Raw genomic sequence first — 12,546 nt, forward strand, 5'->3', positions numbered from 1 at the left:
TTTGCAAGCACAAAAAAAACAATTATTTAAATTTCTTAAAAAATACCGGTTTGTACTACTTGGTATTTTACTTGCTTTTGGCGTTTGGTGGTTTTGTCTTCCGCAGCAGCTTTTTACCGCGCCAACCTCTACCGTTGTAAAAAGCAAAGAAGGCTTATTTTTAGGTGGACGCATTGCCAGAGACGGTCAATGGCGATTTCCCGAAACAAGCCACGTGCCAAAAAGATTTGCCAAGTGTTTACTTTATTTTGAAGACGAATATTTTTACCAACATCCTGGCTTTAATCCCGTGGCAATAGCAAAAGCTTTTTGGCAGAATATCACTACAAATAAACGTCGTGGCGGAAGTACAATAACGCAGCAGGTAATTAGGCTTTCGCGGAAAAACCAAAATCGTACTTATCTTGAAAAAGGTATAGAACTGGTGCAAGCAACCCGGCTAGAGGTAGCTTTTTCTAAAAAAGAAATTCTTAATCTATATGCTTCTTATGCACCTTTCGGCGGAAATGTGGTTGGTTTGGAAACCGCAGCTTGGCGTTATTTTGGCATTCCGGCAAAAGATTTAAGTTGGGGACAAGCAGCAGCTTTAGCCGTTTTACCTAACGCGCCGGCCTTAATTTTTCCGGGAAAAAACGAAGCAATTCTGCGAAAAAAAAGAAACCGATTATTACATAAATTACACGCAAATCAAGTTATAGATAAAATAAGTTTAGAATTAGCTTTGCAAGAGCCTTTGCCACAAAAACCTTTAGCTCTACCCGACCTGGCTCCGCATTTAACAGAAAAAATCCGTAAAGAACATAGAGGTAAACAGATTACTACCTCTTTATCGTACAATTTGCAAAAAGAATTGCAACAATTAGCAAAGAAGCACTATTTACAATTAAAACAAAACAAAATTCACAACCTGGCCGTTGTGGTACTAGATATAAAAACAAGAAAAGTTGTTGGTTATATTGGTAATGCCCCAAATACGCAAAAAGATCCTTTTGTAGATATAATTCAGCAACCGCGAAGTACCGGCAGTATATTAAAACCTTTTTTATATGCTGCCGCTTTAGATGCCGGACAGTTTTTGCCGCATAGTTTGATAGAAGATGTACCCACTAACATTAACGGTTATGCTCCATTAAATTATGATAAGAAATATCGAGGAGCCACGCCGGCAGGAGAAGCTTTAGCAATGTCTCTTAATGTGCCATTTGTTAGGATTTTACAAGATTATGGTGTTGCAAAATTTTATAATCTGTTACAGAAATTAAAATTAAAAGATATTAACCGCAGTGCAAATTCGTATGGTTTATCGTTAATTTTAGGCGGTGCAGAAAGTTCTTTGTGGGATATTACCAATGCTTTTGCCACTATGGCAGGGAGTTTAAATTTTTATGTAGAAAACTCCAGCCAATACCGCTCTAATGAATTTTTAAAAGCCCATTATATAAAAAATACTACTACAAATTTTGGTAAAAAAATCGCATTGCCATCAGTGTTTTCTGCAGGAAGTATTTATCACACCTTAAAAAGCCTACAAAATGTAAACCGACCCGAAGAAGAACGTAATTGGGAGTTTTTTAGCAGCAATCAAGCTATTGCTTGGAAAACGGGCACCAGTTATGGTTTTAAAGATGCTTGGGCAGTTGGCGTTACTCCAAAATATGCGGTTGGTGTTTGGGCAGGAAATGCAGATGGTGAGGGAAGACCCGGACTTACTGGCGTACAAGCTGCGGCACCTTTACTTTTTGATGTCTTTAAGAAATTGCCTTTCGGCGGAAATTTTCAAGTACCGCACGATGATTTAGAACAAGCAACTATTTGCAACAAAAGTGGTGATTTAGCCGGAATTTATTGTGAAAACACCACAAAAGAATTAATTCCTATTCGTGGCAAACAGACGCAGACCTGTGGGTATCATCAACAAATTATTTTAGATACTGAAGAAAATTTTAGAGTAAATGCTTCTTGCTATTCTTTAGAAAACATGCGTTTTAAAAACTGGTTTGTCTTGCCGCCCATAATGGCTCACTATTATGCCGAAGAACATCCCGGTTATAAAGAAATTCCGTCGTTTAAAGATGGTTGTTCTAGAGAAGATAGCGCGGTTATGCAATTTATCTACCCCAAAAAAAACACCAGCATAATTTTACCTAAAAATTTCAAAGAAGAAAGTAATCCGCTTGTTTTAAAACTGATACATCGTTCTCCGCAAACTCGTGTTTATTGGTATTTGGATAACACCTACCTGGGCAGCACCCAAAACTTTCATGAAAAGTACCTTTCTCCTGCTTCGGGCTTGCGTCGTTTAACGGTTATAGACGAGGCAGGAAATAAGATACAACAACGCATACGAATAGAAAGAGAAAAATAAAGCTTCTAAATTGCTGATTGCTTGCGCTTAGCAGATAAAAATTCCCCATAAGGAAACTTCCTGATATTTGTTGATAAACCTTTAACACTTTTTTATGTTTAGTTTGTTCGGTTATATACGAACTAAGTGTACTTTTGCACTCGATTTGAAGAAAAAGTGAAAATGACTAATTGTACAGAGAAAAAAAGAAAACTTATAGAGCGCATAGGTATTCATTTTGAAAAGGAAATGGATTTATCGCCGCTAGCAGCACGTATTTTAGGATTGTTGATTTTATCGCCTTCAGAAGATTTAAGTTTTGAAGACATAACCAACATTACTTGTGCCAGCAAAAGTTCTATATCTACCAATATTAATCTTTTGTTGCAGCTTAAAATTATAGATTACTTCACAAAGCCGGGCGATAGACGTCGGTATTTTAGAGCAAGCAGAAACCATTTAAAGTTGGCTTTAAATGACAATCTTTCTAAAGTAGAGAAAGAATTAGAGGTTTTGGAGTTGATAGACGAATTTAACCAAGGTGATGAAAAAGAGTCTAACCACAAATTTCAAGTACGGCTTTTATACCGTGAGTTTTTAAAAAATCAGCAAAAAAATTTACAGAATACCCTTAAGAAAATTTCAGAAATACAAGATACACAATAGAAACAACCATGAAAAAGAGAAATATTATCCTAAGCATTATAGTAATTTTTGCTTTATCCTTAAGTTCCTGCGGCGATCAAGCACAAGGAAGACAGCAAACCCAAGGGCCAAAACCGTTTCCGGTAACAGAGACGGTAACCAGAACTGTTACCGGATATGAGAGTTATCCTGCCAGTGTAGAAGGTGTTATAAATAGCCAAATACGTCCTAAAGTACAAGGTTACATCACAGATGTTTTGGTAGACGAAGGCCAAAAAGTAACAAAAGGGCAAATGCTTTTTAAACTAGAAACAGAAAGTTTAAGTCAAGATGCAGAAGCTGCAAAAGCCAATGTAAATGCGGCACAAGTTGAGGTAAACAAGTTAAAACCACTCGTAGAAAAAGAAATTATAAGTCAAGTGCAATTAGAAACTGCCAAAGCAAAGCTTGCACAAGCAAAAGCCAGTTATAATAGTGTAGCCGCTAATATAGACTATGCAAACATAAAAAGTTCTGTAGACGGTTATATTGGGTCTATAAACCATAGAAATGGTGCGTTGGTAAGCCCTAATGATGTGTTAACCACCGTTTCACAAACCGATAAGGTTTATGCTTTCTTTAGCATGAATGAGAAAGAATACCTTAACTTTTTGAGCGAAGCAGAAGGAAAAGATATTGAAGAAAAATTAGCCAATTTTCCGCTGGTTAAATTACGTTTGGCCAACGAAGAAATCTATAAGGAGAAGGGAAAAATAGAAACTGTATCTGGCCAAGTTAACCCTAAAACAGGAACTGTAAGCTTTCGGGCACAATTTCCTAATCCAAATAGGATTTTAAGCAACGGAAACAGTGGTAGTGTTTTAATTCCTGAAACGTATGAAAATGCTTTAATTATTCCAGAAATTTCCAGTTTTGAGCGACAAGGTCGTGTATATGTTTACGGAATACAAGGCGATACGCTTGCAGTGAACAAACCTATAGAGATTACAACCCGGGTAGATAATTTTCTTGTAGTGAAATCTGGTATTAAAAAAGGAGAAAAGTTTGTTGCAAAAGGTGTAGGACAGTTGCGTAACAATGCGCCCATAAAACCGCAGCCTGTACCATTTGATAGTGTTGCGCAACCTATTAAGCCTGTTTTTAAATAAAAATATATAATTCTCATGTTAAAGAAATTTATAGAACGACCTGTTTTATCGACGGTTGTTTCAATTATCATAGTAATTTTAGGTATACTTGGTATTACCAGTTTACCGGTTTCGCAATATCCAGATATTGCCCCGCCAACTGTACAAGTTACAGCAAATTATCCGGGTGCTAACGCAGAAACGGTTCTAGAGAGTGTAATTATTCCTATAGAAGAACAAATTAATGGGGTAGAAGGAATGGATTATATTACTTCTACTGCCAGTAATAGCGGTCGGGCGCAAATTCAGGTTTTCTTTAAACAAGGTTATGATCCCGATATTGCAGCGGTAAACGTGCAAAACCGTGTAGCCAGGGCAAATCCTTTATTACCGCGAGAAGTAACCCAATCTGGGGTAATTACCCAAAAGCAGCAAACCAGTGCTTTGATGTTCTTGGCGGTGCTTTCTAAAAACGAAGAATACAACTCGACTTACTTACAAAACTACCTGAACATTAATTTGTTACCGGAGTTAAAACGTATTAACGGGGTTGGAGATGTATCTGTTTTTGGTAGTAAAACCTATGCCATGCGAATTTGGTTAAAACCGGAAAAATTAAAAGCTTATGGCTTAATACCATCTGATGTTACCAAAGCTATTAACGAGCAAAGTTTGGAAGCAGCTGCAGGATCTATTGGTCAAAACAACGCAGAAGCTTTTGAATATGTAGTAAAATACAGCGGTCGTTTTAAAACCGAAGATCAGTACAGAAGTATTGTTATAAAAGCTTTAGACCAAGGAGAGTATTTGCGTTTATCTGATGTTGCCGATGTAGAATTAGATGCTGAAGGTTATAGTACGCACGCAACTACCAACGGTTATCCTGCAATTAATATGGCGGTTTACCAAACTCCAGGATCTAACGCGCAAGAGATTATTCAGCAAATACACGAAAAGCTGGATGCCGCAGAAAAAGATTTCCCGGAAGGCTTAGAAGTTTATATCAACTTAGATTCCAATGAGTTTTTGGAGGCTTCTATCAGTAAAGTAATTACTACTTTAATAGAAGCATTTATTTTGGTATTTATTGTAGTATTTATCTTTTTACAAGATGTTAGGTCTACTTTAATTCCGGCTATTGCCGTACCGGTTTCTATTATTGGTACGTTCTTTTTCCTTAACCTATTTGGTTATTCTATCAACCTATTAACCTTGTTCGCTTTAGTATTGGCTATCGGTATTGTGGTAGATGATGCCATTGTCGTCGTCGAGGCCGTACACGCTAAGTTAGAAGAAGGTGCAGACTCGGCACTTTCTGCCACGCGAACCGCAATGGATGAAATTACCGGAGCTATTATTTCTATTACTTTGGTAATGGCCGCGGTATTTATTCCGGTTACTTTTATAACCGGTCCTACAGGGGTTTTTTATGAGCAATTTGGGATTACCCTAATTGTGGCTATTGCAATTTCGGCAGTAAATGCTTTGACTTTGAGTCCTGCGCTTTGTGCTCTATTTTTAAAACCTCAGCACGAGAAAGAAAAAGACAAAAACAAGAGTTGGTTACAGAAATTTTATAGCAGGTTTAACACTGCTTTCGAGACAACCACCAATCGCTACGTAAGCAGTTTATCGTTTTTATACAAACATAAATGGATTACTCCGGTAGTAATTTTATTAACCGTGGGCGGAATTTACTATGGGGTAGAAAAAACACCAACCGGTTTTGTTCCTAACGAAGATCGTGGAGTGCTTTTTGCCAATATAGAATTGCCGGCCGGAGCTACATTAGACCGTACAGTTGCTATTACTAACAATTTAAAAACAAGGGTAAACCAACTAGACGGCGTTACCGGTGTTACCGTAGTAAATGGTTTTAGTTTAATTAGCGGACAAGGAAGTAACTTTGCTATTGCCTTTATACGTTTGGCGCCTTGGGAAGAAAGAGAAGGCGATGAGGTTTCGGCGGAAGCCATTACCGGAAAATTGTTTGGTATTGGTGCACAAATACCCGGTGCAGAAATGATTTTCTTTGCTCCGCCAAGTATACCCGGTTTTGGAGTTTCGGCAGGATTTGAATTTCAATTGTTAGACCGCAGTGGTGGTAGTTTTAAAGAACTCGATAGAAAATCACAAGAATTTTTGGCCACTTTATCCGGTAGACCCGAAATTCTTTACGCACAAAGTTCGTTTAACACCAACTACCCGCAATACCAATTAGATATTAATATTCCTAAAGCCAAAGAAGCCGGTGTATCTGTTAGCGATATTTTTGGTACCCTACAAGGTTATATAGGTAGTATTTATGCAGCAGATTTTTCTAGATATGGTAAACAATATCGCGTTTACATACAAGCTTTACCGGAAGACCGGGCAAAAAAAGCAGATTTAAATGCTATGTACGTAAGAAACATTAGTGGCGAAATGTCTCCTATTACAGAATTTATAGAATTAAACCGCGTATACGGTCCGCAGCAGGTTACTAGATTTAACCTTTTTAACTCTGCCAGTATTAGTGGTGCTTCGGCGCCGGGTTATTCTTCTGGAGATGCAATTGCAGCGCTTCAACAAGAGGCAGCAAAATTACCTAGTGATTTTGGGATAGATTATTCCGGTTTAACACGAGAAGAAGTAAATGCCGGCTCGCAAGCTTTATTTATATTTTTGCTAAGTATTGTCTTTGTTTATTTTATTCTATCTGCACAATACGAGAGTTATTTTATTCCTTTTGCAGTACTTTTCTCTTTACCTGTTGGGGTAATGGGAGCATATCTGGTTACCAATTTAATGGGATTACAAGCAAATATTTATTTCCAAATTGCATTAATTATGTTGGTTGGTCTACTCGCAAAAAACGCTATTCTTATTGTTGAATTTGCTATGCAAAGAAGAAGGGAAGGCATGAGTATTGTAGATGCTGCCTTAGATGGTGCAAAAGTTAGATTACGCCCTATTTTAATGACCTCACTAGCATTTATTATTGGTCTATTACCATTGGTTTTTGCAAGCGGAATTGGAGCCGAAGGTAACCGCTCTATTGGCACCGGTGCTGTAGGAGGTTTACTAATTGGTACTATTCTGGGAGTCTTTATAATTCCTATACTTTATATTTTCTTTGAATACTTGCAAGAAAAAGTTTCCGGTAAACCGGAAGCAGTAGAAAAAAAGGAGACAAATCAAATATCAGAAACTAACAAGTAATGAAAAATAACAGAATATATACCATTTTATTTACGGGCGCGTTACCTTTTTTGTTGGTCTCATGTTTTGCCGCAAAAGAGTACGAAAAACCTCAAGTGGTAGAAGAAGCAAATTATAGAACAGACGAAATTCCTACAGATAGTCTTACGATGGCAACTATCTCTTGGCGGGAAATTTTTGAAGATGATGTTTTGCAAGGTCACGTAGAGACGGCCTTGCAAAACAATATAGATATTCGGGTGGCTATACAGCAAATTATGGCTGCAGAAGCCTATTTAAAACAAGGCAAAGCCGGTTATTTTCCGACTCTAGGCGTGAATGCGCAGTGGACACACCAAGAAAACTCAGAAAACAGCCAGCTAGGTTCTTTCTTAAGTAATTCTTCAGACCAATACCAATTGGCTGCCAACTTATCTTGGGAAGCTGATATTTGGGGAAAAATAAGAAGTCAAAAACGAGCATTTGGAGCCAACTATTTACAAAGTGTAGCAGCACACAAAGCTGTAAAAACCCGTTTAATTGCCAATGTAGCCTCTATATATTACCAATTATTAGCTATAGACGAACAGATAAAAGTTACCGAAGAAACCATTAGTAACCGCCAAAACAGTTTAGAAACTACAAAAGCCTTAAAAGAGGCAGGTAACGTGACAGAAGTTGGTGTGCAACAAACAGAAGCTCAACTCTATACCGCCCAAGCAATTTTGGTAGATTTACAAAAGCAAACCAGGTTACTAGAAAACAGCTTATCTATTTTATTAGGAGAAGCACCTATGTTTATTCCGCGTACAGAGTTGGAAGAGCAAAAAATCATGTTAGATTTAAATACCGGTGTACCGGCACAATTGCTTAGTAACAGACCAGATGTAATGGCTGCCGAATATGCCTATAGAAATGCTTTTGAAATGACCAACGTGGTACGAAGTAACTTTTACCCATCGTTAACTATTTCTGCAAGTGGTGGTTTTCAAAGTTTAGAATTAGATAATTTGCTAAATGCAAATTCGCTTTTTGCCAACATTGTATCGGGCATTGCGCAACCAATTTTTAATAAAAGACAAATACGCACCCAGTTTGAAGTAGCGCAAGCACAACAAGAACAAGCAAGGCTGCGTTTTAGAGAATCTATTTTGCAAGCCAGCAAAGAAGTTTCTGACGCTATGTATTCTTACAAAGCAGCTTCGCAAAAGATAGATTTAAAAGAAAAAGAATACCAAGCATATAAAAATGCCACAGACTATTCTGAAGAGCTACTAAACAACGGCTTAGCCAATTATTTAGAAGTATTAACAGCAAGAGAAAATGCTTTAAATTCTCAATTGGGTGTAATAGATGCCAAGTATAACCGACTAAATTCTATGGTAGATTTATACCGCGCGCTAGGTGGTGGTTGGCAATAGAAGATGATTTTTTGATTGATTTTTTTTGGTTAGTGTTAAAAGAGCTTTCTTACAAGAAATTGTAGAAAGCTCTTTTTTTATAACCTTTTAATCTACCAATTTTTATAAGGGTTTTTCGCTATAGCGGAATTATAATATTCCGGTTTTCCGGTAACTTCTTTACCAAGCCAATCGGGAACATTTATGCTTTCGTCTGCAGAGTTGAGTTCTATTTCTGCTAGGGTTAGCCCTTTATTATTTCCGTAAAATTCGTCTACCTCTATGGTATGATTTCCATTTTTTACCAAAAACCTGGTTTTTTCTATTTTTCCTTTTTCGCAAAGTTTTAAAAGCTCTTTTGCTTCACTAAGTTCAATTTCTTTTTCCCACTCAAATCTAGAAGCACCATCTGCAGAAGATTTTCCTTTTACCGTTATAAAAGCTTGCTCTCCTTTTGTACGAATACGGGTAGTACGCTCTGGATGAGAATTTAAATAGGCTTGTATAATTGAAAAAGAAGTGTGTGCAAGCTCTTTATATACATTAGATTTTACCAAATATTTACGTTCAATTTCCTGCATAATTATTTAAATTTCTTGTTCGGGTGAGGGTTCTAGTGGTATTAATTTTCTATAATGTTCATAGCGCAAAAATATTTCTTTTACATACAAAAAGGGTTCTCTCCCACGCACAAAACCGTATCTTACTTCTGGTCGTGAATAATATTCTCTAGAATTTAACTTTAGCATAAAATCTTCTACGTGGTCATCCCATTGCAGCGGATTTTCTCCTGCAGCTTTGGTTAGTCGTTGGGCGTCGCGTACGTGACCCAAGCCGGCATTATATGCCGCCATCGTAAATTTTATTTTTTGAACACTATCTGTAACTTTTTCAAATTTACTTTGCATTTGCTTAAGATAAAGACTGCCGGCACGCAGATTTTCGGTAGGGTTGTTTACATTGGCCACTCCCAAATCTTTGGCGGTAGCAGGCATAATTTGCATTAAGCCACCTGCGCCGGCCCAAGATTTTTCTGTTGGTTTAAATCTAGATTCTTGATATACTAAAGAACTAAGCAATCGCCAATCCCAACCTAACTTTTGGGCATTGGCTTTTATGGCAGCATCATAAACGCTTATCTTACCTTCGTTTTTGCTATAAAATTCACTTTTTATACGACGTCGGTATGATTTCTTATTTTTAAAATATTTGTTGTAAACCACATAATAAAAGTCTTTTTTCTTGATGTTTTTGATCCATTGATTAATTTTTTTGGTTAAAACCGGCGACTTTTTCCTTACGCCCCAAGCTACTCTTTGCGAAAAGCTTATCTCTGTTTCAATATCTAAAATAGGATAATAAGTTTGGTTAATAGACGCCACGTTATAATCTGCAATGGTGTATTCTATACTATCATCTACCACCAATTTTATAATTTCATCTGTAGTTTTCTTCCCCGGAAGGGTTTTTATGTTAATGCTACCACCAATTTCTTCTTCAAGGTTATTTAGTCGCTCAAAATAAGATGAATTTCTACGCACATAAACGGTTTCGCCAATTAAATCTACAGGATCTCCAATAAGTTGCCGCTCTACTTTATAGCGTGGTAAACGCCGCCAGTTGGCAGGCTTTTTTTGTACCAAAACTTGATGTGTGAGATATAATGGTTGCGTAAATTGTATAGTTTTTTTTCTTGCCTCTGTGATAGATAAACCATACGCAATCAAGTCTCCCTCGCCTCTATTTAACATATTAAAAAGCTGATCTATGTCTTTGGCTACTTTAATTTCTAACTCCAAACCTAAATCTTCTGCCAATTGCTCTACCAATTCATATTCAAAACCCATTGGTTTACCACGATAAATAAAATAGCCCGTAGAGTTATAAATGGTAATTACCTTTAGTTTGCCATCGCTTTTAATTGTCTCAAAATCTCTTTCTACAGACGGTATTCCGGCCATATTTTCTTCTACAGATTTTTCTGTTGCGGGATTATTTTTGCAAGCGCTTAAAAAGCCCAAAAATAAAAGAGTAATAAAATAATATAGGAGTTTAGAAAAGGAAAAATGATGCATAGGCAAGCTGTTGAAAGTTATGAGAAAAGGTACGAAAAAAAATAATAAGTTATAAAAAGCGTAGATTTAACACTTGTAGCGGGTAGCAAAGCAAGTTCTTGCGCATCAAATCTTAAAACTTATTTTACCTTTGCAGGGAAATGGATTCCCGTAAAATAATTCACGTAGATATGGATGCTTTCTACGCTTCTGTAGAACAGCTGGACAACCCGGATTTGCGCGGAAAAGCAATTGCCGTTGGCGGCGGAAGCAAGCGCGGTGTTGTGGCAGCAGCAAGTTATGAAGCGCGTAAATTTGGTGTAAAAAGTGCAATGAGCGGGGCATTGGCTGCCAAACTTTGTCCGCATTTAATTTTTGTAAAAACCCGTTTTGACCGTTACCGGGAAATTTCTAAAAGCATACGTTCTATATTTTTTGAATATACAGATTTGGTTGAACCATTATCTTTAGACGAAGCATATTTAGACGTTACCCATAATAAAAAAGACCTTGGCAGTGCTACGCTTATCGCGGAAGAAATCCGTAAAGAAATAAAAGAAAAAACAGGACTTAATGCCTCTGCAGGAATTTCTATAAATAAATTTGTTGCTAAAATTGCCAGCGATTTTAATAAACCAAACGGACAAAAAACCGTGCATCCGGAAGAGGTAGCAGCATTTTTAGAGAAACTGGAAATTAGAAAATTTCACGGCGTAGGAAAAGTTACCGCACAAAAAATGTATAGTCTGGGAATTTTTACCGGGGCAGATTTAAAGAAAAAAGAGTTAGATTTCTTAGAAAAGCAATTTGGCAAAAGCGGTAAGCATTATTATAATGTAGTACGCGGTATACATTTGAGTGAAGTAAAACCGCACCGCATTAGAAAATCTTTGGGTGCAGAACGCACCTTTACGGAAAATATATCTTCTGAAATTTATATCTTAGAAAAATTAGAACATATTGCAACGGAAGTAGAAAACCGTCTTAAAAAACAGCAATTGGCAGGGAAAACCATTACTTTAAAACTAAAATATAGCGATTTTAGTATACAGACCAGAAGTAAAACCGTAGAACATTTTGTTGCCTCTAAAGAGGCTTTTTTAGAAATTGCAAAGGAACTTTTATACCAAGAAAAATTAAAAAATTCTGTCCGATTATTGGGTTTGTCTTTATCTAATTTAAATACCAATCTCCAAGATAAAAACGAGAGAAAAGATACTTACCAACAATTAAAGTTTAACTTCTAAATTTTAGAACGCAAGATTTTTAAAATTTTTTCTTTGTGGTTGGTTATAAATAAAATGTTTTTTCTTGTATCTAAACTTAAATAAAAAGTGTGCTCTTCACTATTTAACAAGTTTCTGTTATCTACCAATTTCACTTTATTATAAGGGTAGACTTGTTCTTCTCTGCCTTGTAAAAATAGTAAATGTTTGTTGGTAAGCTTCAAGTAGGTTTTCTGCACAGACATATAGGCTGGTATTGCAACCTCTGCTTGCAATAGTAACTTTTCTCCTTCTTGCAAAGTATAATTTTTTTGCTTGCGTAACTTTCCGAAAAGTTTTAAAACCAGCGGAAAAACAAAAAGTAAAACCAACGAAAACAAGACAGCAGTAATCAAACTTTCTATAAAATTGTGGCCTTTATTGAAAAAATAGTAATCTACCACAAAATAGATTACCACCATTAAAGCTCCTTGTAGAGCCAAGAATTTATAAATTACTTTTTTCATACTTTGAGAAATCTTCGCTTCTTTATTTATTACAATGGCTTATCGCTCTAGAGTTATTTGGCAT

Annotated in this window: 9 protein-coding genes; 6 read left to right on the plus strand and 3 right to left on the minus strand. The window is 36.6% G+C overall.

What is annotated here, in order from left to right; genetic code table 11:
• The first annotated feature begins 1 nt into the window (after position 1).
• The 5 genes from pbpC to FKR84_RS00900 all read left to right on the plus strand — a co-directional run bounded on the left by pbpC (position 2) and on the right by FKR84_RS00900 (position 8,717).
• Entirely contained in the window at positions 2-2,365 is a 2,364-nt protein-coding gene (gene pbpC / locus FKR84_RS00880; protein ID WP_233357617.1) for a penicillin-binding protein 1C, read from the plus strand.
• Positions 2,366-2,527: 162 nt separating this feature from the next.
• Entirely contained in the window at positions 2,528-3,010 is a 483-nt protein-coding gene (locus FKR84_RS00885) for a GbsR/MarR family transcriptional regulator (RefSeq protein ID WP_141420295.1), read from the plus strand.
• 8 nt (positions 3,011-3,018) lie between these two features.
• The gene (locus tag FKR84_RS00890) at positions 3,019-4,137 is read left to right on the plus strand and encodes an efflux RND transporter periplasmic adaptor subunit (protein ID WP_141420296.1); all 1,119 of its coding nucleotides are present in this window, start codon (positions 3,019-3,021) and stop codon (positions 4,135-4,137) included.
• Between the two features lie 15 nt (positions 4,138-4,152).
• Positions 4,153-7,317: an efflux RND transporter permease subunit gene (locus FKR84_RS00895; protein ID WP_141420297.1), complete on the plus strand. Its 3,165-nt coding sequence runs from the start codon at positions 4,153-4,155 to the stop codon at positions 7,315-7,317.
• Positions 7,317-8,717, plus strand: a complete 1,401-nt coding sequence (locus FKR84_RS00900; RefSeq protein WP_141420298.1) for an efflux transporter outer membrane subunit — start codon at positions 7,317-7,319, stop codon at positions 8,715-8,717. Before FKR84_RS00895 ends, FKR84_RS00900 begins: the two co-directional genes overlap by 1 nt.
• A 92-nt stretch (positions 8,718-8,809) precedes the next feature.
• Here the strand turns inward: FKR84_RS00900 and FKR84_RS00905 are convergent, their stop codons facing one another.
• Both FKR84_RS00905 and FKR84_RS00910 read right to left on the minus strand, forming a co-directional pair.
• Positions 8,810-9,277, minus strand: a complete 468-nt coding sequence (locus FKR84_RS00905) for a CYTH domain-containing protein (protein ID WP_233357618.1) — start codon at positions 9,275-9,277, stop codon at positions 8,810-8,812.
• A 6-nt stretch (positions 9,278-9,283) separates the two neighbouring features.
• Complete coding sequence (locus FKR84_RS00910; RefSeq protein ID WP_141420300.1) at positions 9,284-10,771, minus strand: MltF family protein; 1,488 nt, start codon at positions 10,769-10,771, stop codon at positions 9,284-9,286.
• A 140-nt stretch (positions 10,772-10,911) separates the two neighbouring features.
• On the opposite strand from FKR84_RS00910, the gene dinB reads away from it, so the two are divergent.
• Complete coding sequence (gene dinB, locus FKR84_RS00915) at positions 10,912-11,997, plus strand: DNA polymerase IV (RefSeq protein ID WP_141420301.1); 1,086 nt, start codon at positions 10,912-10,914, stop codon at positions 11,995-11,997.
• Here the strand turns inward: dinB and FKR84_RS00920 are convergent.
• The gene (locus FKR84_RS00920) at positions 11,994-12,482 is read right to left on the minus strand and encodes a hypothetical protein (protein ID WP_141420302.1); all 489 of its coding nucleotides are present in this window, start codon (positions 12,480-12,482) and stop codon (positions 11,994-11,996) included. The two genes, dinB and FKR84_RS00920, sit on opposite strands and share 4 nt — an antisense overlap.
• Between the last annotated feature and the right edge of the window lie 64 nt (positions 12,483-12,546).

Origin of the sequence: Haloflavibacter putidus, from assembly GCF_006546625.1 — a bacterium.
Lineage (GTDB): Bacteria > Bacteroidota > Bacteroidia > Flavobacteriales > Flavobacteriaceae > Mesonia > Mesonia putida.

What these genes read in the sequence shown, in the direction of transcription:
- FKR84_RS00900 (WP_141420298.1), top strand. Translation starts at nt 7,317, where the DNA reads ATGAAAAATAACAGAATATATACCATTTTATTTACGGGCGCGTTACCT.
- FKR84_RS00920 (WP_141420302.1), bottom strand. Translation starts at nt 12,482, where the DNA reads ATGAAAAAAGTAATTTATAAATTCTTGGCTCTACAAGGAGCTTTAATG.
- FKR84_RS00895 (WP_141420297.1), top strand. Translation starts at nt 4,153, where the DNA reads ATGTTAAAGAAATTTATAGAACGACCTGTTTTATCGACGGTTGTTTCA.
- FKR84_RS00910 (WP_141420300.1), bottom strand. Translation starts at nt 10,771, where the DNA reads ATGCATCATTTTTCCTTTTCTAAACTCCTATATTATTTTATTACTCTT.
- dinB (WP_141420301.1), top strand. Translation starts at nt 10,912, where the DNA reads ATGGATTCCCGTAAAATAATTCACGTAGATATGGATGCTTTCTACGCT.
- FKR84_RS00885 (WP_141420295.1), top strand. Translation starts at nt 2,528, where the DNA reads ATGACTAATTGTACAGAGAAAAAAAGAAAACTTATAGAGCGCATAGGT.
- FKR84_RS00905 (WP_233357618.1), bottom strand. Translation starts at nt 9,277, where the DNA reads ATGCAGGAAATTGAACGTAAATATTTGGTAAAATCTAATGTATATAAA.
- FKR84_RS00890 (WP_141420296.1), top strand. Translation starts at nt 3,019, where the DNA reads ATGAAAAAGAGAAATATTATCCTAAGCATTATAGTAATTTTTGCTTTA.